Raw genomic sequence first — 20,631 nt, 5'->3', positions numbered from 1 at the left:
TAATATTGTTGGTTTTTATAATGTTACCATATTATACACTTATAAAAAGCTAAATTTTATCATTTTATTAGTAAAATTGATTTTTTTAAAAAACAAGGAAAAGACATGAAAGAACAAATTTTAGAGAAATTAAAAACTGTAAAATATCCTGGCTTTGAAAAGGATATAGTGAGTTTTAATTTTGTAAAAGATATTAAAATTCAAGATGATGGTGTATTTATTGATATAGAAATCGTTTCAGCAAATCCTGAAGTAGCTAATGAAATTCGTAAAAATGTTACTGAAGCTTTATCGAGTTTGGCTTTAAAAAGTATTGAACTTAATATCATTACTCCAAAAATTCCTGAAGAAAAAAGTAATTCAAGAAGTGGAAAAAATATCGCTCCACAAGTAAAAAATTTCATCATGGTTTCAAGTGGAAAAGGTGGTGTGGGCAAATCTACAACTACAGTAAATTTAGCAATTTCTATGGCTAAAATGGGAAAAAGAGTAGGTATTTTAGACGCGGATATTTATGGGCCAAATATTCCAAGAATGCTAGGTGAAACCAAAACTCAGCCTGAAGTAGTAGGGCAGAGATTAAAGCCTATTTTAACTCATGGTGTTTATATGATGAGTATGGGGGTTTTGATTGAAGAGGGTCAAGGTCTTATGTGGCGTGGAGCTATGATTATGAAAGCAATCGAGCAACTTTTAGCTGATGTGATTTGGCCTGAACTTGATGTATTGTTTTTAGATATGCCTCCAGGAACAGGCGATGCACAAATTACTTCTGCACAAAGTATTCCTATTACTGCAGGAGTTTGTGTAAGCACACCTCAAACCGTATCTTTAGACGATAGCAAAAGAGCTTTAGATATGTTTAATAAGCTTCACATTCCTATAGCGGGTGTGATTGAAAATATGAGTGGATTTTTATGTCCTGATAATGGTAAAGAGTATGATATTTTTGGTAAAGGAACAGCTGAGGATATGGCAAAAGCTTATAAAAGTGAAGTTTTAGCACAAATTCCTATAGAAATGATAGTAAGAGAAGGTGGAGATGAAGGCAAGCCTGTGAGTTTTTATCACCCTGAAAGTGTGAGTTCAAAGCGTTATTTAATGGCGGCTGAAAAAATTTGGAGCTTTATAGAAAAGATTAATAATGAAGGTGGTGCGGATAATTCTGCTATACAACCTGTGATGAATGGAAAAAGTGCGTGTTCGCATTAAAAATTAAGTGGATAAGGAAAAGAAAATGATTAATACTAAAGAAGATTTTTTACTTTTAATCAAACAAATCGAGCAAAAAAGTGGCTATAAAAAACCTAAAGCTTTTGGTATAGCAAGGCTTGATAGAGGACAGCTAAATAAAAATAAAATCTTGCAAGCAAGTTTTGCTTTGATTAATTATGAGCAAAATTTTGGCTCAGCAGCAATCATGCTTGAAGCTTTTATGCAAAGGGGTGTGGAGATTGATTTTAATGCGAGTGAGTTTGTACAAACTTTGAAATTAGAAGATATTGATTTTGCACTTTCTTGTTTTAAACCTTTTTTAGAAGAAGAGGGGCATCAAAATATTGATTTATTAAAGCTTATCAAAGATAAATTTAAAGACAATGAATTTGCTTTTGTTTGTCTTTTTGAAGATAAAGAACCTTTAAGTGTAGAAAGTGTTTATCTAAAACTTTATTTACTTTCTACTAAAAAAGTGCCTTTAAGAAGTATCAATCTAAATGGAGCTTTTGGACTTTTAAGCAATGTAGCTTGGAGTGATGATAAGCCTATCGAGCTTGAGTATTTAAGAGCAAATGAAATGCGTTTAAAAATGAGCAATCAATATCCAAAAATCGATTTTGTTGATAAATTTCCAAGATTTTTAGCACATATTATCCCTGAAGATAATACAAGAATTTTAGAAAGTTCTAAAGTAAGAATGGGTGCGTCTTTAGCAGCAGGAACAACCATCATGCCAGGGGCAAGTTATGTGAATTTTAATGCAGGCACAACAGGAGCTTGCATGGTTGAAGGGCGTATTAGCTCAAGTGCTATAGTAGGAGAAGGTTCTGATGTGGGTGGCGGAGCTTCAATTTTAGGTGTTTTAAGTGGAACAAGTGGCAATGCTATAAGCGTAGGTAAGGCTTGTCTTTTAGGGGCTAATTCAGTGACAGGAATTCCTTTAGGGGATAATTGTATAGTTGATGCAGGTATTGCGGTGCTAGAAGGAACGAAATTTTTACTCAAAGATGCCGAAGAACTTGCCAAACTTAATCCTTATTTTTCTTTTGATAAAGAAATTTACAAAGGCTTAGAGCTTAAAGGTTTAAATGGGCTACATTTCCGTCAAGATTCTATAAGTGGTGCTATGATAGTAGCTTTAAATAAAAAAGCAGTCAAACTTAATGAAGCCTTGCATTGATATAAATTTATTTACATAAAGCTTTAAGCTTTATGCCTTTCTTTTAACTTTGAAATCACATCTGAGAAGCTAAGATTTGCATCTGCAAGTAAAACACTTAAATGATACATTAAATCCGCTGCTTCACAAATAAGCTCTTCTTTATCTTTTACTGTCGCTGCCAAAGCTGTTTCTACGCCTTCTTCACCAACTTTTTGTGCGATGCGTTTTGTACCACTTTTGAAAAGTTTTGCTGTATAAGAAGTATTTTCATCGGCATTTTTGCGTGAATTGATAAGCTTTTCAAGTCTGGCTAGAAAAACAAAATCCGCATTTTTAGAAATTTTTTCAAAACAAGAAATATCACCCGTATGACAAGTAGGTCCTACAGGATTTGCTAAAATTAAAAGCGTGTCATTATCACAATCTAAGCTTAAATCTACGATATTTAAGAAATTTCCACTTTCTTCACCCTTCATCCAAAGACGCTGTTTTGTGCGTGAAAAAAAGACTACTTTACCACTTTCTAAGCTTTTTTCTAAGGCTTCATTATTCATAAAGCCTAGCATTAAAACTTCACAAGTTTTTGCATCTTGGATGATGACAGGTAAAAGATGATCCACTTTTTGCCAAGCAATTTTTTCATTAAGTTCTTTGAAATTTTGCATATTATATCCTTATACTTAAACCTTGATTTTTAAGATAAATTTTTAATTCTTTAATGTCTATAAGTTTTTGATGAAAAACAGAAGCAGCTAAAGCCCCATCTATACCTAGTTTAAAAGCTTCTAAAAAATGCTGATTTTTTCCCGCTCCCCCGCTTGCAATCAAAGGTACTTTGCAAATTTTATATACAGCTTCTAATTGTTCTAAATCATAGCCATTTTTAACGCCATCTTGATTCATCATATTTAAAACAATTTCGCCTGCACCTAGATCTTGTACTTCTTTAACCCATTCTAAAGTGCTTTTTCCACTATGTTTGCTTGTTTTTTCATCGCCTGTGTATTGAAATACTTTTAAATTTCCATTTTCATCTTTGAAACTATCAATCCCTACTACTACGCATTGCACGCCAAAGCTTTTAGCAAGGCGTGTGATTAGGCTTGGATCATTTAAAGCAGGAGAATTGATAGAAATTTTATCTGCCCCATTAGCTAAAAGTTCAGCTGCATCTTCTTCGCTTTTAATACCCCCTGCAACACAAAAAGGAATATTGATATTTTTTGCTACTTCACTTACCCATTCTCTTGATATGCGTTCTTTTCTAGCACTTGCAGCAATATCATAAAAAACAAGCTCATCAATACCATTTTGAGAATAATACCTAGCAAGCTCTATGATATCTCCCATATCTTTATGGTTTTTAAATTGTGTTCCTTTTACTACTCTGCCATCTTTGACATCTAAACATGCAATTATGCGTTTTGTAAGCATTTATTTCTCCAAAATACATTTTTCTTTAAGATATTTTTCCATTTCTTCATCGCTTTTAATTTCATCAAAATTAGTTTGAATTTTTGCTTCCTTGCCCACTTTAATTTGTTTGTTTATATCATCAATAAATTCTTTAAAATTTGGATTTTTATTAATCAGCATATTTAGTGTTTGAATATCAAGTTCTTTTTCTTTTGCACTAATTAAAATTTGAGAATTTGAAATATCTTTTTCAAGTTTTATCACTCCTATGCCAAAACTTTGATTTAAGCGTCTTAACTCACTTAAAACTTCGCTATCAATTTCTTGTAAAACAACCAAATAGCCCTCATTTGCCCAGCTAGAATTGCTTACAGCTTGAAAATAGCATTCTTTTAAATTTGAAAAATTTAAAGCAATTTTAAGTTCAAAAGAAAAAAGTTTATAGCTATTTTGTTTGATATTTTCTAAAAGTGTTATGGTTTCTTTTTCATAATCATCGTAAGGAAAATAAACCCCTACAATATCAGGATAATTCCACTTATCTTCCCCGCCCTTACCCTTTTTGCTTTGTTCGTGGTAAATTGTTTTGCAATTTAAATTAAAATCTAAATTTTCATATAAAAATTTTACAAGCAAGGGGTGTAAATCTCTTTCATGAAATTTATTTTTTTCTTGTTTTTCATTGGTAATTTCATTTTTATCATCAAGCTTTAAAAGTTCATTTTCTCTTTCTTTTAACCAAAAAGTTCTGGGTTTTTGGGAAGCTTTAATAAATAAAGAATTGTGTTGTAATTCTTTTATATCCACATATATCCTAGCTCCTAAAGTAGCAATTGGAGTTTGCCCTATACTAGAAAGCTTTTTATCTAAGCCTTTTTCAAGAGCTTTTTGCCAAATTTCATTAGCACTTAAAGGTCTGTCACTTTGTTTTAAAATTTCTAAAGCAAGTTCTTTGTAGCTTAATTTACTAGACATCTTATCCCTTCTTCTACACTAAAAACTCCGTCTAATAAAGCTTTTCCTACGATAACCCCACTACAAATTCCTTTTAAGTTTTCAAGGTCTTTTAAGCTCGCTACTCCACCACTTGCTTGAATGCAAATATTAGGAAAAATTTCATGGATAAGTTTATAAAGTCTTACATTTACTCCTTGCATGGTGCCATCTTTTGAAATATCTGTGCAAAGTATGTGTTTTAAGCCTTTATTGCTATAAAAATCTAAAACTTCCATAAGCTTCTTATTGCTTGCTTCTTGCCAAGCATTTACAGCCACAACATAATCTTCTTTTAAAATCGTATCTAAGGCTAAAACTATAGCTTCACTACCAAATTCTTTTAAAATTTCAAGACATAAAGTCACATCTTTAATCGCTATAGATCCTATAACTACTCTTTTTACTCCACAATCAAGCAAAGCTTTAACTTCTTCTTTAGAGCGTATGCCTCCACCTACTTGTAAATTGACACTGATTTCTTTAGCTAATTTTTCTATCAAAGCAAGTTGTCTTTTGCTAGGATCTTTTGCACCTGTAAGATCTACAAGATGAAGTTCTTTCGCTCCTGCTTTTTCGTATTCTTTGAATTTCTTTAAGGGATTGTATTTATATACTTTTTTTTGTTCGTAATCCCCTTTTACAAGACGCACCACTTCGCCATCTATAAGATCGAGTGCGGGTATGATTTGAGTCATCCTATATCCTTAATAAAATTTGAAATTAAAATTTCTCCCGCTTCACTGCTTCTTTCAGGGTGAAATTGCACCCCGTAAAAATTATCTTTCATTACACTTGCGCTAAATTTTTGCGAATACTCACAATCTGCTATAGTGTATTCTCCAAGTCCTACACAATAACTATGCACAAAATAAAAATAAGCCCCTTCTAAACCTTTAAACAAAGCATGAGAGCTATGAACTTGATTCCATCCCATATGTGGAAAAGTAAAGCCTTCTTTAGCTTTAAATTTTTGAGTTGTAAAATCTATGAGTTTTAAGGTTTCTTGATTTAATTCTTCGGAAAAATTTCCTAAAATTTGCATACCTAAACAAATACCAAGTAAAGGTTTTTTGGTATTTTTAATAAAATCAATAAGATTAAATTGTTCTAAATTTTTCATCGCTTCTTTTGCAGTACCCACTCCAGGTAAAAAAAGCTTATCCGCACTTTCAAGTTCTTTTAAATCCCTACTGATAGTTGCATTAAAACCTAATCTATCCAAACAAAATTTCAAAGATGCTAAATTCGCACAGGCTGTATCGATGATGATGATTTTCATATCACTCCTTTAGAGCTGGCTAAATTTTCACCTTCTATTTTCACTGCCATTTTTAAAGCTTTTGCAAAGGCTTTAAAAAGTCCTTCAGCTTTATGATGATCGTTTTTGCCTTTAACTTTTAAATGCAAACTCACGCCCATAGCATAGCTTAAAGAATAAAAAAAGTGTTCGATCATTTCTGTGCTTAAAGCTCCTAAATGAGATTTTTTAAATTTGGCTTTATAGACTAAATGAGGACGATTGCAAAAATCCATCGCACAACTTGCCAAACACTCATCCATAGGTAAAGCAAAACCATATCTTGCAATGCCGATTTTATCCCCTAAAGCTTTTTTGATACAAGCTCCAAGTGCTAAGGCTACATCTTCAACGCTATGATGCTCATCGATTTCTAAATCCCCTTTACAAGAAATTTCAAGCCCTATACCTCCATGTACAGCGATTTGCTCTAACATGTGATCAAAAAAATCAATACCTGTTTTAATGCTAACCTTGCCCCCATTTAAGCACACTTTTACTTTTATATCTGTTTCTTTAGTAGTTCTTTGATAACTCGCACTTCTAAAAGAACTTAAAATTTCATTTTCTATTTCTTTCCAAGAAAGTTCGCCGTATCTTAAACCACGCACACTTAAATTTGAAGCTAAGATCATATCACTCTCACGATCTCCTATAACAAAACTTTGCTCCTTGTTATAAAGTTCGTGTTTGATATATTCTTCTAACATAGCGGTTTTAGGTTTTCTACAAGCACAATTTTCATTTTCAAAATGCGGACAAATAAAAATATCTTGAAATTCTATACCACAACTTTTTAAAATATCAAGCATTTTTTCATGAGCGATTTCAAAATTTTCCTTTGGAAAACTTGGCGTTCCAAGACCATCTTGATTGCTTACCATGACAAATTTAAATCCAAAATTTTTTAGTTTTAAAAGAGTAGGAATAGCATCTTTTTCAAAACGCAATTTTTCAAGAGTATCGATTTGAAAATCGCTTTTTGGCTCCTCTATTAAAGTGCCATCTCTATCTATAAAAAGGATTTTTTGACTCATTTTAAGCTCTCTAAACGAAAAGTTACTGCATTTTTGTGTGCATCTAAATGCTCATTTTGTGCTAAAATTTCAACACTTTTACCTAAAGCTAGAAAGCCTTCTTTGCTTAGCTCTTGAACGGTCATTCTTTTACTAAAATCTGCCAAACCTAAACTAGAATGCGTTTTAGTAAGTCCATAAGTAGGTAAAACATGATTAGTCCCACTTGCATAATCACCCATAGACTCTGGAGAATAAGCTCCTAAAAATACCGATCCTGCGTGTTTCACACCTTTTAAAAGTTCTCGTGGATTTTGAGTTTGTATGATCAAATGTTCAGGAGCGTAAAGATTTGAAATTTCTAAGGCTTGATTTAAATCTTTAGCTATGATAATGCGTGAATTAGCAATGCTTTTGCTTGCAAGCTCTTTGCGAGGCAAAAGTTCTAATTGACTTTGGACTTCATCGCTTGTTTTTTTAGCAAAATTTTGACTTAAACACACCAAAATCACTTGAGAATCTGCACCATGTTCAGCTTGTGAAAGCAAATCACTAGCTACAAATTTTTCATTAGCCAAATCATCAGCTATTACTAAAACTTCACTAGGTCCTGCTTGCATATCAATAGTCGCTCCGTTTATATCGCTACTTACTTGGCGTTTTGCTTCGGTTACAAAGGCATTTCCTGGGCCAAAAATTTTATCCACCTTTAAAACACTTTGGGTACCGTAAGCCAAAGCTGCTATAGCTCCTGCACCGCCCATTTGATAAATTTCATCCACGCCACAAAGCTTGGCACAAAAAAGCACGGCATCATTGATTTTTGCAGGACTTGCTAAAACGATTTTTTCACAACCTGCAATTTTTGCAGGGATAGCTAACATTAAAACCGTTGAAAACAAAGGTGCTAAACCCCCTGGTATGTAAAGTCCTACTTTTTCTATAGGGCGTGTTAAAACCTCACATTTAACGCCTTTTGTAGTTTCAAGAGCGATTTCATGTGAGATTTGGGCTTCGTGGAATTTTTTGATATTTTCATAAGCTACTAAAATAGCGTCTTGTAAATCTTTATCCAAACGATTACTTGCTTGAGTAATTTCTTCTTGAGTGATTTTAATATTAGAAATTTCAGTCTTATCAAATTTTAAAGCTTGTTCTATCAAAGTTTCATCACCTTTTTCTTGCACTTCTTTAATGATAGAACTTACTATTTTTGAAATTTCATCTTTCGCACTTATAGCAGGGCGTTTTAATGCTTCTTCTTTTTGTTTTTCATCTAAATTATCATATACTAAAATTTGCATTTTTTACTCACTTTAACATTTTTTCTATAGGCAGAACCAAAATCGAACTCGCACCTTCTTCTTTTAAAGCCTCCATGGTTTCCCAAAAAAGATTTTCTTTACTTACCATATGTAAAGCTACATTTTTTTCATCGTGTGCTAAAGGTAAGATAGTCGGTCTTTCAACTCCTGGAAGTAGGGCTTGAATTTTATCAAGCTTTTCTTTTGGAGCATGAAGCATAATGTATTTAGATTCTCTTGCTTGCATTACTCCTGCTACACGCAACATAATTTTATCCACTAAAGCTTGTTTTTCTTTGCTTAAAGCATTTTCTTTTTGAATCAAACAAGCACGAGATTCATAAATGACTTTAACTTCTTTAAGATTGTTTGCTTGTAAAGTTGCCCCGCTTGAAACAAGATCGCAAATCGCATCGGCTAAATTTGCCCTAGGGGCTACTTCAACAGAACCTGTAAGCATACAATTTTTATAATTAATCCCATTTTCTTTCATAAAACGCTTTAAAAGTTGTGGATAAGAAGTAGCTATCCTTAAGCCTTCAAAATTTTTCAAACTTTGAACTTTATTTTCTTGAGGTAAGGCAAGAGAAAGACGACAAAAGCCAAAATCTAGCTTTTTTAAAAGCTTATAGCTTGGATTTTCTCCTAAAGACTGGCGTTCAAGTTCATTTTCTTCTAAAACATTTTCTCCTATAATGCCTAAATCTACAACCCCATCAAAAATAAGCCCTGGAATATCATCATCTCTAACGCGTAAAATATCTATGGGTAAATTTGTAGAAAAAGCGATCAAACTTTGTTCATGGATATGCATTTTAACACCACATTCTAAAAGAAGCTCTATGGATTCTTTTGAAAGTCTACCTGATTTTTGTATCGCAATGCGTAAACGAGTGTTTTCTTGCATAACATATCCTTGAAATTAAAAATTAAAAACTTATATTAGCATAAGTAGTTGAATTTTTAGCAAGGGTTTTAGAAAATAAATAAATTTAATTTTATTTAAAATAATTATTTAAAACTTTTTATTTTTAGGGTATTTAATTGAAGTATTAATCCTAGCAAAAGCTAGGATTTGATTAAGCTACAAATTCGATGAAAGCCATTTCAGCAGCATCACCACGGCGAATTCTTGTTTTGATGATTCTTGTATATCCACCATTGCGATCTTTGAATTTCGGAGCAATTTCAGTTACTAATTTATTAGTAGCGTTTTTATCTTGTAATGAAGCAAAAACTGCTCTATGAGCGTTAAAATCTCCAAGTCTTGCTCTAGTAATCAATCTTTCTACATAACCTCTTAATTCTTTAGCTTTTGGTAGAGTAGTTTCGATTTTTCCGCTATTTACTAAAGCTATAGTTAAATTTTTTAATAAGGCAGTACGATGAGATGAAGTTCTGCCAAGTTTTCTATATCCATGTTTATGTCTCATTCTTTATCCTTCGTTTTGTGCTTTTAATTCTGCGATTTTATTTTTAAGTATTTCTTTATTATCGCTAAGCTTAGAAGTTCCCACAGGAAAACCTATGCTTTCCATGATGTTTTTAATTTCATCAAGAGATTTTTTACCTAAATTTTTAAGCCCTGCAAGTTCACTTACACTCATCAAAGCAAGCTCGCCTATGTAAACTACTCCTGCTTTTTCAAGACAATTATAACTTCTAGCACTTAAATTTAAATCTGTAATGTTTTGCAATAATTTAGTATTTTCTAGTTCATTGCTTGTTGCTTGATTTTTAATTACGCTTCTAACATTGGTAATTTTATCAAATACTGATAATTGTTTATACATAGCTTCTAGAGCATTTTGAAAAGCCTCATTTGGAGTGATTTGTCCATCAGTTGTTACGGTTAAAACCACTTTTTCATAATCAGGATTATCTTCAAATAAAACTTTTTCAATATCATAGGTTGCTTCTCTTACAGGTGTAAAGAAAGCATCTAAAGCTATAAATTTAGGATCATTTATAAGCTCTTTAATTTCTTCGCTTGGTACATAGCCAATACCTTTTTCAACAATCAATGTGAATTTGAGTTCAGCATCTTCGTTGATTGTTGCTAGATAGGCGTCTTTATTTACTACTTCTACTTGATCATTATTTAGATCTTTGCCGTAAATTTCTTTTGAGCCTTTAAAGCTAAATTCTACTATTTCTTTATTTGATTCGCCTTTAATTTTAAAGCGTAGTTTTTTTAGATTAATGATAAAAAGTGCTACATCTTCAAGCATACCACGCATGCTATCAAATTCATGAGCTACGCCATCAATATGAATTGCAGTTGGAGCATATCCTATGGTGCTAGTGTAAAGCAAACGGCGTAAAGGATGGGCTAGGGTGATTCCATAGCCGATCTCAAAAGGCCAAGCACTGATTTTAGCCACAGTATCACTAATGTTTTCTATTGTAAATTCTGTTGGCGTATAAGCAGATGTTGTAATGTTTCTCATATTTAGCCCCTATTACTTAGAGTAAAGCTCAACGATAAATCTTTCCTCAACCGGAATGACAACTTCTTCTCTCTCAGGTTTTCTTGTGAAAATTCCAAATCTCTTATCTTTTTCAACATCAACCCAAGCAACGATTCCAGTTTGTGCTGTAAGTTCGATAGCTCTTGTAATTTGAGGATTGTTTTTGCTTTTTTCGATGATTTCGATTTTAGCACCTGCTTCTACTCTAAAGCTAGGAATATCCACTCTTTTACCATTTACTAAAACATGTCCATGTGTTACAAGTTGTCTTGCAAAACGACGTGTTGTAGCAAAACCCATTCTATATACTACATTGTCTAATCTTTGTTCTAAAAGTTGGATAAGTAATACCCCTGTATTTCCTTCTCTTCTTGCTGCTTCAGCAAATAAACGACGGAATTGCTTTTCACTTACTCCATACATAAATTTAGCTTTTTGTTTTTCTCTTAATTGAAGTCCATACTCACTAATTTTACCTTTTCTTGCTCCGTGTTGTCCTGGTGCATAAGGGCGTTTATCTAGTGCACTTTTGCCAGCTAGTCTTCTTTCCCCTTTTAATGCTAAGCTAACACCAAAGCGTCTTTCTAATTTTTCTACTGGTCCTCTATATCTTGCCATAATATTCTCCTAAATTTTTCTTAATATCTTAGACACGACGACGCTTAGGCGGTCTGCAACCATTGTGAGCTAATGGAGTGATATCTTTTAAGAAAGTTACTTTAATTCCTTCCATAGCACCTACACTCTTAACAGCAGTTTCTCTACCGCTTCCTGGTCCTTGTACTTTAATGCCTACTTCTTTAATTCCGTGTTCTTTTGCTTTATTTAAAGCGTCTTCTACTGCTTGTTGTGCTGCATAAGGAGTTGATTTTTTAGAACCTTTAAATCCTAAACCACCTGCACTACTCCAAGCGATAACATTTCCCATTTCATCAGTTACTGTAACCATAGTATTGTTAAAAGTCGCACTGATATAAACAATACCTTTTGCTATATTTTTTTTAACTACTTTTTTCTTTACGATTTTTCTTTTTGCCATGATTTATCCTTATGATTTTGCACCAACAGTTTTTCTCTTACCTTTTCTAGTTCTTGCGTTTGTTTTTGTTTTTTGTCCGCGAACTGGTAAGCCTTTTCTGTGTCTTAAGCCTCTAAAGCTTCCTAAATCCATAAGTGCTTTAATATCCATAGCAACTTGTTTTCTCAAGTCCCCTTCAACCATATAGTTTTCTTGAATTTCTTTACGGATAGCTGCTGCTTCATCTTCACTTAACTCATGAACTCTTTTATCATAAGAAATTCCTACTTTATCTAGAATTTTTCTTGAAGTGAAAAGCCCTATACCATAAATATAGGTTAGTCCATACTCAATTCTTTTTTTCTTTGGTAAATCCACACCTGCAATACGAGCCATGTTTATCCTTGTCTTTGTTTATGTTTTGGATTTTCGCAAATAATGCGAACCACGCCTTTACGGCGAACTACTTTGCACTTGTCGCACATCTTTTTAACCGATGGTCTCACTTTCATGAGCGTCTCCTTGAATGAATTCCACTTGATTTACGACTACATCAGGTTTTATGAATAACCAACTATTTTCAAAATAAGTGGTGGATTTTAAAAATACTTCTTCATATAGTTCGATGTAATTTGTCGCAAAAACTCTAATTTTATCTAAAATTAGCTTTTAAATAACTTAGATTATTTATATCTAAAAGTTATACGCCCTTTATCAAGGCTATAAGGTGTAAGTTCTACTTTTACTTTATCACCTGGCATTATTCTTATATAATGCATACGCATTTTTCCTGCAATATGACATAAAATTACATGTTTGTTGTCAAGTTCAACCTTGAAATTTGCATTAGGCAATGCTTCAAGTACGGTGCCATCAATTTCAATTACATCATCTTTTGCCAAAATTTTCTCCTTTCATGAAATAAAAAGGCTATAATTTTAGCAAAAATTATTAAAATTTTTACTTAATTTTTAGTAATTTTTAAGTAATTAATCTAAAAATTTAGGTTCGATAAAAGGCACATGAGTCCCTATAACTTTGAGTTTTCTTTCTTTAAATTCTTTAAGTAGTTTTTCCCTTGTTTGTATAGCCTCATTTTGATCTATATCAAATTTTATAGCGATTTTAGGTTTTGGAATTTGTATATCATAAAGATGAAGTAAATCTCCCCAAAAGACTATTTTATCATCAATTATTATAGCGTTTTGTCCTGGGGTATGTCCATAAGCAGGTATGGCTTTAATGCCTGAATTTTGAAAGATTAAATCTTTAGAGTGGTTAATAAATTCTATATTTTTAAGTTTAAGTAAGGTGTTTTTAATTTCTTGTCTATCGCTTTTGATCCAAAAATCATATTCTTTTTTATCGATTAAAATTTGAGCTTTTGGAAAAAGATTTTCTTCGCTCATTAAAGCTCCTATATGATCAGGATGTGCATGTGTTAAGATAATATGAGTGATATCTTTAAAATCGGTTTTTTGGATATGTAATTTTTCTTTTAATGTATCAATAGTATCTAAAAACCCTGTGTCTATTAAAGCATTAAAATTTGGATTTTTTATCAGAGCAATATTATGCTCATTTCTTTTGATTTTTGTGCGAGTTTTTTCTATAAAATTCTTATCTTCATCGCTTTGTGGCACTAAAAAAGAAAATAATAAATTTAAAAATTCATCATCAGATTGTTTAAGTGGGATTATATGGGTTTGATTTGAACTTTTGCTTGTGGTTTTTTCTTCTAAAAAATAAAGATTGGTTTTTAAAAGAGTGGTTATAAAATTAAACATATTTATCCTTAAATTTTTTAGATAATATTTTGGAAATGATTATAGTATAATAAAAACAATGTTTTTAAAATTTAAGGTAATTAATCAATGAGAAAATCAAAATTTGGAACAAAGGAAATTAAGATCTTAGGACTTTCTTCACTAGGAGGAACTTTAGAATTTTATGATTTTATTATTTTTGTCTTTTTTGCTGAATATATAGCCAATGTATTTTTTCCTAAAGGTATGAGTGAATTTTGGGCTTTATTAAATACTTATGGAGCATTTGCAGCTGGATATTTAGCACGTCCTTAGGTGGTATAGTTATGGCACATTTTGGAGATAAATTTGGGCGTAAAAACATGTTTATGCTAAGTATTTTACTAATGGTTCTTCCTACCTTTGTCTTAGCTTTTATTCCAGGTTATGAAACTCTTGGGTTTTTAGCTCCTGTTTTATTGATACTTATAAGAATTTTTCAAGGCATAGCTATAGGTGGAGAATTGCCTGGAGCTTGGGTTTTTGTAAGAGAGCATTGTCAAGAAAAACAAAAAGCTTTCTTTTTAAGCTGTTTAAATTCAGCTATGGCTTTAGGAATTTTGTTAGGAAGTATAGTATTTTTAATCATTAATGCTTTTTTTAGTATAGAAGAAATTGCTGCTTATGCATGGCGTATTGCTTTTTTTGTAGGTGGAATTTTTGGGATTATTTCTATTTATTTGCGTAGATTTTTGCAAGAAACTCCTGTTTTTAAACAAATGAAAAAAGAATCATCGCTTAGTTCTTTTCCACTTAAAGATTTATTTAAAGAAAAGGATATTGTAAAAAATTTATTTTCATCAATGATGATGACTTGGGTTTTAACAGGTTGTGTTATTGTGCTTGTTTTATTGATGCCTAAATTTATGCCTAATATTTTAAATTTAAGTGGGGTTGAAGGAAGTTATTTACAGATATTAGGAATTTTGGGAATAGCTTTAGGCGGGGCTTTTATGGGTTATCTTGTAGATAAATTTGGTTTATTTAAAATTTGCATTTTCTTTTCTTTAACTTTTGTATTTTTTTCTTTTTTATATTTTTATGCTTTATACGAGCTTAAAAATTTGGTTTTGGTGTGTATTTTGTATTCGATTGTTTGTTTTTTAGGTGGGATTAATGTGTTTGCACCTATTTTAATGAGTGAAGTTTTTAGAGCTAAAATAAGATTTTCAGGAATTTCTTTTTCTTATAATATTGCTTATGCAATTTCAGGCGGTATTACTCCGCAACTCGTTTTTTGGCTTAATACACTCGCGAGTAAAAATGAAAATCCATTTTTATATGGTATGAGTATATATATGATTTTTTTAGCGTTATTGGCTATTTGTGCTGTTTTTATAGTAAAAGATAAAATAAAATTTTGATAATCACTCTAAAATGTTATAATTAAAATTATATTTTGGAGTTTATAAATGCCTTTTATTATCGAATTACTTAAGCAAAATAAATTAAAGTTGATTTCTTTTTTGCTTTTTTCTTTTATTACAAGTGCTGTTGGAGTTTTAACTCTTGTTTTTATCAATGATTATTTGCTTAAAAATGCACAAAACATTCCTATTTTTTATTTTATTGTTTTGCTTTTGATATTTTTTATAAGTTCTACCATAGTTGAACTTGGACTTAGTGTTTTTGGACAAAATTTTATTTTTAAAATGCAAAGGCGCGTAGTAAAGCAGATCTTAGACACTCCTTTATTAAGAGTGGCTAAAGTAGGTAAGGCTAGAATTTTAGCTTCTTTGGGAAGTGATGTGAGAAATATATCTTTTGGGCTTTTAAGATTGCCTGATTTTTTACAATCAAGTATATTGATTTTATGCACTAGTGTTTATTTATGTTATCTTTCACCACAAATTTTTGCTTTGTGTGTGGTATGGATTATGGTTATTTTTATTACTAATAATTTTTTGATGATGAAAGTATATCAGTATTTTAGAAAGGCAAGGGAAAATGATGATGCTTTACAAAATAATTACCAAAATATACTAGATGGACATAAAGAACTTTTGATCAATCGCGATAGAGCCAAGCTTTACTATGAAGATGAATTTGAAAATAATGCAAGATTGAAAAAGAAAAATAGTACTTTAGGCAATCTTTTTAACAATCTCTCAAACAACTGGACAAATGTAACTCTTTTGGCTTTAGTGGGCGTAGAGTTTTACTTAGCTTTAAAATTTGAATGGGCAAGTGTTGCAGATACTACAACTATAGCTCTTTCTATTTTGTTTTTACGAACCCCTTTAGTATCTATGATAGGATCTTTTCCTACTTTGCTTTTGGCAAAAATCGCTTTGGATAAGATCGCAAAATTGGAATTAGATGATTATATAGAAGGTTTTAAAAAAACACATTATATTAGTGAATGGAAAAAAATTTCTTTTAGAAATACTCAATTTGCTTATGAAGAAAATTTTCACTTAAATCCTGTAAATATAGAACTTAAAAAAGGTGAATTGGTATTTTTAATAGGTAAAAATGGAAGTGGTAAATCCACTTTTTGTATGCTTTTGACAGGACTTTTTAAGCCAAGCAAAGGCGGAATTTATGTTGATGATACGCTTATAGATGATAAAAAGTTAGATGAGTATAGATCTCTTATTTCTGCTGTTTTTAGCGATTTTCATCTTTTTACTAAAACCTTAAATAAAGAAAATTTTGCAAGCGAAGAAAAAATTGCTTTTTGGTTGGAGTTTTTAGAACTTAAAGATAAAACAAGTGTCAAAGATAATGAACTGACCTTAACCAAACTTTCTACAGGGCAAAAAAAGCGTTTAGCTATGCTTATAGCCTTGCTTGAAGAAAGGGATATTTTAGTGCTTGATGAATGGGCGGCTGATCAAGATCCTGTTTTTAGAAGATTTTTTTATAAAAAACTTTTACCTTTGCTAAAAGAGCAAGGTAAAACAATCTTTGCTATCACACATGATGATGCATATTTTGATAGTGCTGATAGAATTTTCTTGGCTCAAAATGGTGAAATCGGCGAATTAAAGGGTGAGAATATAAAGGAATTAGCTAAAAATTTAGTAGAAAAATTTGATTAAAGCCCAAAATGGGCTTATATTATTTATCATAGAGCTTTTTTTCTATATCGATATAAAATTCAGCAATTTTTCCATAAGCAACTTCCCAAGCTTTAAGGGTGGCTTCATCAGGATTTAAAAGATTTTTAATAGCTTTTAAAAGGCAAGCTCCAACTATAGGATAATGCTCTTCTTTAACCCCTAAATTAACATGAGTTATGGCAACTTTATCAACAAAGTTTCTCATATTTTCCAAATTTTCTATATTTTTGGCTGCCATTAAAATCGCCATCGCTAAAGCTTTTGGTTGTTCTCCTGAAATTTGTTTTTCCATATTAAACATAGGTTTTACCTCAGGATAATCATTAAACATTATTTTATAAAACTCATTAGTTAAATCCTCTCCATTTTTTTGCAAAATAGGCACACAATCTTTGATGATTTGAATTTGTTCTTTTGTCATAATTTCTCCTTTTTATTGTAAAAGAGATATTTTATATCTTAAAAAGGAGAAAAAAATTGACTTGTGTTAAAATTGAGATATTTATAAGAAATTTTAATTTAAATATTTTTAAAATTTTGTAATTTCTTCTAAATGTTTTAAAATTTTTACCATTGCTAAGGTATCTAATTTGCAATATTCAAGCAAGGCTTTACGATACTTAACTTGTGTGTTTTGATCCATATTTTGCATAAGTTCAAAGCTTTGCATGGCTTCGTTTCCATTGTGGATCAATTCTAAGTCTTTGTAAGCTTTCTCCATATCAGGAATTAAAGCGGGTAGAACTTTTTTTATAGAATAACTCCCTTGCATTTTATAATGATAATAATCTTTGTTTTGAAAAGGAAGCATAAGATCTTTGATATTTTTTTCTATATTTAGCAAATACTCGCTCAATTCAGGATAAGTAATTGCTAAATTTCTTATCACGCCTTTTTCAAAGCTAGCATTATAAGCAAGCACGCAAACATCTTTTGGAATATTATTGATTAATTTTTTTGCAAGTTCATATCTTGGATCAACTCCACACTCACTTAAAAATTCTTTATGTTCTAGTTTGTCTTTATGATCTATATGTAAAGAGTATTGAAAGGGAATCTGCATATAAGGTTTTATACCTTTAAATTCAGGTACAGCTTGCATAAAAGTTTCAAAATCTAAGTGATAAATAGGATAATTTAGAGTATCTAAAAATTTTTTAATATTATCTTTGTTTATATAAATTTCTTTATTTAGCGAAGCTTTGATTTGAATTTGCTGATTTTCATTAAAGTTCGATAGATCTTTGATATCTTTTAAATCGATTATATTTTTATAATAAAATTCAAATTTTTTATTTGTATTAAGTCTTGAAATATTAAAAATATTTTCATTTTCACATAAATTTCTTTGTTTATTCCAGCAGTATTCATAGCTTTCGCACTCATAAGGATTAAAACAATGTGTTCCTATGTCAATATTTGGCTCTTCTTTTTTGTTTAAAATTTCTTCAAAATATTTTAAATTTTCTTTGACTTGTTCTTGATATAATAAAACTTCTTTTGTGATATCATTGATTATGAAAAGTTTATTTATATCAAGAAAATCTTCTCTAATATATTCATTGTTTAAGTAGATTAAATTTACTTGTTTGATTTTATAATTTAAATTTGATAAAACATAATATTGCAAAGAACAATCATCTGTATAAATATTTTTTAAAGAAGTAGAGCTTTTAACCTCATTTATAATTAAACCCTCTTTGGTATTTTGCAAAATATCTATCATAACCAAAATATCGTTATAGCAAAAAGTAGCTTCATAAATAACTTCTTGATTGTTCTTTAATAATTGCCTAGTTTGCTCACATTTCTCATCAAAAGAACTGTTTTCAAATTTTATCTTTATACCACTTGGAAAAAGTTTGTAGGCTAATTCACCTATTTTATTGCCCGTGCTAAATTTAGCCAAAGCATTCTCATTCGGAGTACTTAATACTTCGTTTTTATAAGTGTTTAGCCATAAAGATTTAGCACATTGTATGCCTTTTGTATATTTTGATTTTGATAAAAACATTATTTGCCTTTTGGAAATTATATAAAAATTTATAGAGTAACAGTATCTAATTTTAAGCTATGAAAATCATAGCTTAAAAAGATAAAATATTTGTAATTTTTTCTATTAGCTCTTTTTTTCTTCTTTCAAGAGAATTTACATCCCACTCGTTATAGTTATGTATTACATCTTGGGTTATTGTGTAACAAGTTTTAACTTTATCTTTGTTTGCATAAATTTCTTTTTTTCTAGCAAAATCATAATTTAATGCTTGCACATTTTTTCTCATAGATATTAATGTTAAATTTGCTAAAGAATTAGTCCATTTTTCTCTTTCGTCTTCTGTAAATATTTTATCCCAATTATATTCTTTATATTTTATAGGCAATATATGTTCTATTTGTATATTTGCATCCAAAGGTATAAAACTATGATGATTATTATCTGTAGCAAAATATTCTAGCATTAATAAAATAGGTTTATCCCATTTTTTGCCATAAACATAATAATATTCTAAATTTTCTATATAATTTTCTTCCATGTTATTATTTTTTATATTTTCTAATATTTCATTTTTTATTTCTTGAATATTAGATTTTTCTTTTACTAGCTTTAAAATTCTAAAACTTGTTTGTTTTATTGTGGCAATGGTATTTCCAGCAATCCAATTTTTATAATAATAAGATAGTAATAATTTTTTAAGTTCATCAAAATACTCATAATTATTAAATAAAGCTGTTGTTAAAATACTAGTCCAATATATTTCATGTCTTAAATATCTTAATAGGTAAATATACTTATCTTCCATTTTCAATAAATCTATATATGATTTTGAAAATTTTTGTATATCATTAATTATTTCTAATGAATTTTTATTATTTTTTTTAAAATTATCTAATAATTCTTTATCCAATCTAGTTTTAGGATTTGAAGTTATGGTGTAATATAAATATGTATTTAACAAGGAAAATAGCTCTAGCCCATTATTTTTAATATTGTCATTTATAGAATTCCAAGTTGCTTTAAATATTTTTCTATCTTCATTATCTAACTCATACATTAATGATGATTTTAATATATCAACAGGGCTTAGTGGCATACCTCTATCATTTAAAACATTAAATATTTTAATAGCACTATCTTGAGATGGACAAATTATAACTGTTAATACTACTTTTTCATATATCCAAATTATAAAATCATTTATCTTTATTTCTTTATATTCATTTAGTTTATTTTGTAAAAGGCTTTTAAAATAATAAGCATTTATAATATATTTATCATTTTTTAAGTCATTTTCTATTTTTTTAATATTTTTAAATTCTTCAAATTTTATACCTTGTAAAATATTTTGTTCAAAACCATTTTGATTGTATTCATTTGTTAAAAATCTTAATTTCCTTTTTGTTTCTTCGTATCTGTCTTGAATGGATTTTAATATAAAATCTTTTGCTTTATCATTTATTTGTTCCCAATATAAGGCTTTAAAAACACAAGATAAAATTATGAAGGTAGTCATTCTTTGCTGACCATCTATAATATCAAACCTTTGATCTTTTTCATTATTCACTAAAACCAAAGAACCACAGAAATAATTTTCATTTTTATTATTTGTGTATGCATTAAATAAATCATCAATTAAATCTGATAAATTTTCTTTATCCCAAGAATATGGTCTTTGATAGTCTGGTATTTGATAGAATTTACGATTATCTGCTAATATATCTTCCAAGCTACTTATATTGGCTTTTATTTCCATAGATATTCTCCTTAATTTAAATTTTAATATACGTTGTATATAATTTTTAACACTTTGATTATAAATAAACATATATTAAGTAAAACTTAAATTGTAAAGACAAAGAATTAT

The 20,631-nt window shown here is 30.0% G+C and carries 22 protein-coding genes and 1 pseudogene; 4 read left to right on the top strand and 19 right to left on the bottom strand.

Annotated features, from left to right (window positions below; all coding sequences use genetic code 11):
• The first annotated feature begins 105 nt into the window (after positions 1–105).
• Both AJN69_RS09175 and AJN69_RS09170 read left to right on the top strand, forming a co-directional pair.
• Positions 106–1,212 (top strand): Mrp/NBP35 family ATP-binding protein, encoded by a 1,107-nt coding sequence (locus tag AJN69_RS09175; protein WP_070283259.1) that lies wholly within the window; start codon positions 106–108, stop codon positions 1,210–1,212.
• Positions 1,213–1,237: 25 nt separating this feature from the next.
• Positions 1,238–2,398: a tetrahydrodipicolinate N-succinyltransferase N-terminal domain-containing protein gene (locus AJN69_RS09170; RefSeq protein ID WP_070288041.1), complete on the top strand. Its 1,161-nt coding sequence runs from the start codon at positions 1,238–1,240 to the stop codon at positions 2,396–2,398.
• A gap of 23 nt (positions 2,399–2,421) precedes the next feature.
• On the opposite strand, the gene hisIE is transcribed toward AJN69_RS09170, so the two are convergent.
• The 16 genes from hisIE to AJN69_RS09090 all read right to left on the bottom strand — a co-directional run bounded on the left by hisIE (position 2,422) and on the right by AJN69_RS09090 (position 13,685).
• Positions 2,422–3,045 carry a bifunctional phosphoribosyl-AMP cyclohydrolase/phosphoribosyl-ATP diphosphatase HisIE gene (gene hisIE / locus AJN69_RS09165; protein WP_002928365.1) on the bottom strand — a complete coding sequence of 208 codons (624 nt, stop codon included), beginning with the start codon at positions 3,043–3,045 and terminating at the stop codon, positions 2,422–2,424.
• Position 3,046: 1 nt separating this feature from the next.
• The gene (gene hisF / locus AJN69_RS09160; RefSeq protein ID WP_070248928.1) at positions 3,047–3,814 is read right to left on the bottom strand and encodes an imidazole glycerol phosphate synthase subunit HisF; all 768 of its coding nucleotides are present in this window, start codon (positions 3,812–3,814) and stop codon (positions 3,047–3,049) included.
• Positions 3,815–4,771: a COG2958 family protein gene (locus tag AJN69_RS09155; RefSeq protein ID WP_070288042.1), complete on the bottom strand. Its 957-nt coding sequence runs from the start codon at positions 4,769–4,771 to the stop codon at positions 3,815–3,817.
• Positions 4,756–5,487 (bottom strand): 1-(5-phosphoribosyl)-5-[(5-phosphoribosylamino)methylideneamino]imidazole-4-carboxamide isomerase, encoded by a 732-nt coding sequence (hisA, locus tag AJN69_RS09150; RefSeq protein WP_070288044.1) that lies wholly within the window; start codon positions 5,485–5,487, stop codon positions 4,756–4,758. Before hisA ends, AJN69_RS09155 begins: the two co-directional genes overlap by 16 nt.
• Entirely contained in the window at positions 5,484–6,071 is a 588-nt protein-coding gene (hisH, locus tag AJN69_RS09145) for an imidazole glycerol phosphate synthase subunit HisH (RefSeq protein ID WP_002862245.1), read from the bottom strand. The genes hisA and hisH overlap by 4 nt, the downstream gene beginning before the upstream one ends.
• Positions 6,068–7,126 (bottom strand): bifunctional histidinol-phosphatase/imidazoleglycerol-phosphate dehydratase HisB, encoded by a 1,059-nt coding sequence (gene hisB / locus AJN69_RS09140; protein ID WP_070288045.1) that lies wholly within the window; start codon positions 7,124–7,126, stop codon positions 6,068–6,070. Before hisB ends, hisH begins: the two co-directional genes overlap by 4 nt.
• On the bottom strand, positions 7,123–8,409 hold the full coding sequence (hisD, locus tag AJN69_RS09135) for a histidinol dehydrogenase (protein ID WP_070288047.1): 1,287 nt from the start codon (positions 8,407–8,409) through the stop codon (positions 7,123–7,125). Before hisD ends, hisB begins: the two co-directional genes overlap by 4 nt.
• 7 nt (positions 8,410–8,416) lie before the next feature.
• Positions 8,417–9,316: an ATP phosphoribosyltransferase gene (hisG, locus tag AJN69_RS09130; protein WP_070288049.1), complete on the bottom strand. Its 900-nt coding sequence runs from the start codon at positions 9,314–9,316 to the stop codon at positions 8,417–8,419.
• Positions 9,317–9,488: 172 nt separating this feature from the next.
• Positions 9,489–9,842: a 50S ribosomal protein L17 gene (gene rplQ, locus AJN69_RS09125; protein WP_070290235.1), complete on the bottom strand. Its 354-nt coding sequence runs from the start codon at positions 9,840–9,842 to the stop codon at positions 9,489–9,491.
• A 3-nt stretch (positions 9,843–9,845) separates the two neighbouring features.
• The gene (locus AJN69_RS09120) at positions 9,846–10,859 is read right to left on the bottom strand and encodes a DNA-directed RNA polymerase subunit alpha (protein WP_002855748.1); all 1,014 of its coding nucleotides are present in this window, start codon (positions 10,857–10,859) and stop codon (positions 9,846–9,848) included.
• 12 nt (positions 10,860–10,871) lie between these two features.
• Positions 10,872–11,498 carry a 30S ribosomal protein S4 gene (gene rpsD, locus AJN69_RS09115; RefSeq protein WP_002856574.1) on the bottom strand — a complete coding sequence of 209 codons (627 nt, stop codon included), beginning with the start codon at positions 11,496–11,498 and terminating at the stop codon, positions 10,872–10,874.
• A gap of 28 nt (positions 11,499–11,526) precedes the next feature.
• Positions 11,527–11,919, bottom strand: a complete 393-nt coding sequence (gene rpsK, locus AJN69_RS09110) for a 30S ribosomal protein S11 (protein ID WP_070288050.1) — start codon at positions 11,917–11,919, stop codon at positions 11,527–11,529.
• Between the two features lie 9 nt (positions 11,920–11,928).
• On the bottom strand, positions 11,929–12,294 hold the full coding sequence (gene rpsM, locus AJN69_RS09105) for a 30S ribosomal protein S13 (protein WP_002800121.1): 366 nt from the start codon (positions 12,292–12,294) through the stop codon (positions 11,929–11,931).
• A 2-nt stretch (positions 12,295–12,296) separates the two neighbouring features.
• The gene (gene rpmJ / locus AJN69_RS09100; RefSeq protein WP_002781429.1) at positions 12,297–12,410 is read right to left on the bottom strand and encodes a 50S ribosomal protein L36; all 114 of its coding nucleotides are present in this window, start codon (positions 12,408–12,410) and stop codon (positions 12,297–12,299) included.
• Between the two features lie 171 nt (positions 12,411–12,581).
• Positions 12,582–12,800, bottom strand: coding sequence for a translation initiation factor IF-1 (infA, locus tag AJN69_RS09095; RefSeq protein ID WP_002781436.1), 219 nt, complete (start codon positions 12,798–12,800; stop codon positions 12,582–12,584).
• Between the two features lie 87 nt (positions 12,801–12,887).
• Positions 12,888–13,685 (bottom strand): MBL fold metallo-hydrolase, encoded by a 798-nt coding sequence (locus AJN69_RS09090; protein WP_053872691.1) that lies wholly within the window; start codon positions 13,683–13,685, stop codon positions 12,888–12,890.
• An 87-nt stretch (positions 13,686–13,772) separates the two neighbouring features.
• Here AJN69_RS09090 and AJN69_RS09085 point away from each other — a divergent pair.
• A pseudogene (locus AJN69_RS09085) lies at positions 13,773–15,067 on the top strand (MFS transporter).
• Positions 15,068–15,115: 48 nt separating this feature from the next.
• Entirely contained in the window at positions 15,116–16,747 is a 1,632-nt protein-coding gene (locus AJN69_RS09080; protein ID WP_070274068.1) for a multidrug ABC transporter permease/ATP-binding protein, read from the top strand.
• A 19-nt stretch (positions 16,748–16,766) separates the two neighbouring features.
• Here AJN69_RS09080 and cgb read toward each other — a convergent pair whose 3' ends face one another.
• The 3 genes from cgb to AJN69_RS09065 all read right to left on the bottom strand — a co-directional run bounded on the left by cgb (position 16,767) and on the right by AJN69_RS09065 (position 20,592).
• A complete protein-coding gene (cgb, locus tag AJN69_RS09075; RefSeq protein ID WP_044257687.1) occupies positions 16,767–17,189 on the bottom strand; it encodes a single-domain globin Cgb in 423 nt (140 codons plus the stop codon).
• Between the two features lie 108 nt (positions 17,190–17,297).
• Positions 17,298–18,782: a DUF2779 domain-containing protein gene (locus AJN69_RS09070; protein ID WP_052776794.1), complete on the bottom strand. Its 1,485-nt coding sequence runs from the start codon at positions 18,780–18,782 to the stop codon at positions 17,298–17,300.
• A gap of 73 nt (positions 18,783–18,855) precedes the next feature.
• Positions 18,856–20,592, bottom strand: a complete 1,737-nt coding sequence (locus tag AJN69_RS09065; protein WP_079355469.1) for a DUF262 domain-containing protein — start codon at positions 20,590–20,592, stop codon at positions 18,856–18,858.
• Positions 20,593–20,631 lie beyond the last annotated feature (39 nt).

The sequence above is a fragment of the Campylobacter sp. BCW_4338 genome (genome assembly GCF_001763255.1).
Taxonomy (GTDB): domain Bacteria; phylum Campylobacterota; class Campylobacteria; order Campylobacterales; family Campylobacteraceae; genus Campylobacter_D; species Campylobacter_D jejuni.
This window is presented reverse-complemented; position numbering and strand designations above follow the sequence as displayed.

Coding starts and splice junctions, on each gene's coding strand:
- AJN69_RS09175 (WP_070283259.1), top strand. CDS start 106: ATGAAAGAACAAATTTTAGAGAAATTAAAAACTGTAAAATATCCTGGC.
- AJN69_RS09170 (WP_070288041.1), top strand. CDS start 1,238: ATGATTAATACTAAAGAAGATTTTTTACTTTTAATCAAACAAATCGAG.
- hisIE (WP_002928365.1), bottom strand. CDS start 3,045: ATGCAAAATTTCAAAGAACTTAATGAAAAAATTGCTTGGCAAAAAGTG.
- hisF (WP_070248928.1), bottom strand. CDS start 3,814: ATGCTTACAAAACGCATAATTGCATGTTTAGATGTCAAAGATGGCAGA.
- AJN69_RS09155 (WP_070288042.1), bottom strand. CDS start 4,771: ATGTCTAGTAAATTAAGCTACAAAGAACTTGCTTTAGAAATTTTAAAA.
- hisA (WP_070288044.1), bottom strand. CDS start 5,487: ATGACTCAAATCATACCCGCACTCGATCTTATAGATGGCGAAGTGGTG.
- hisH (WP_002862245.1), bottom strand. CDS start 6,071: ATGAAAATCATCATCATCGATACAGCCTGTGCGAATTTAGCATCTTTG.
- hisB (WP_070288045.1), bottom strand. CDS start 7,126: ATGAGTCAAAAAATCCTTTTTATAGATAGAGATGGCACTTTAATAGAG.
- hisD (WP_070288047.1), bottom strand. CDS start 8,409: ATGCAAATTTTAGTATATGATAATTTAGATGAAAAACAAAAAGAAGAA.
- hisG (WP_070288049.1), bottom strand. CDS start 9,316: ATGCAAGAAAACACTCGTTTACGCATTGCGATACAAAAATCAGGTAGA.
- rplQ (WP_070290235.1), bottom strand. CDS start 9,842: ATGAGACATAAACATGGATATAGAAAACTTGGCAGAACTTCATCTCAT.
- AJN69_RS09120 (WP_002855748.1), bottom strand. CDS start 10,859: ATGAGAAACATTACAACATCTGCTTATACGCCAACAGAATTTACAATA.
- rpsD (WP_002856574.1), bottom strand. CDS start 11,498: ATGGCAAGATATAGAGGACCAGTAGAAAAATTAGAAAGACGCTTTGGT.
- rpsK (WP_070288050.1), bottom strand. CDS start 11,919: ATGGCAAAAAGAAAAATCGTAAAGAAAAAAGTAGTTAAAAAAAATATA.
- rpsM (WP_002800121.1), bottom strand. CDS start 12,294: ATGGCTCGTATTGCAGGTGTGGATTTACCAAAGAAAAAAAGAATTGAG.
- rpmJ (WP_002781429.1), bottom strand. CDS start 12,410: ATGAAAGTGAGACCATCGGTTAAAAAGATGTGCGACAAGTGCAAAGTA.
- AJN69_RS09090 (WP_053872691.1), bottom strand. CDS start 13,685: ATGTTTAATTTTATAACCACTCTTTTAAAAACCAATCTTTATTTTTTA.
- AJN69_RS09080 (WP_070274068.1), top strand. CDS start 15,116: ATGCCTTTTATTATCGAATTACTTAAGCAAAATAAATTAAAGTTGATT.
- cgb (WP_044257687.1), bottom strand. CDS start 17,189: ATGACAAAAGAACAAATTCAAATCATCAAAGATTGTGTGCCTATTTTG.
- AJN69_RS09070 (WP_052776794.1), bottom strand. CDS start 18,782: ATGTTTTTATCAAAATCAAAATATACAAAAGGCATACAATGTGCTAAA.
- AJN69_RS09065 (WP_079355469.1), bottom strand. CDS start 20,592: ATGTTTATTTATAATCAAAGTGTTAAAAATTATATACAACGTATATTA.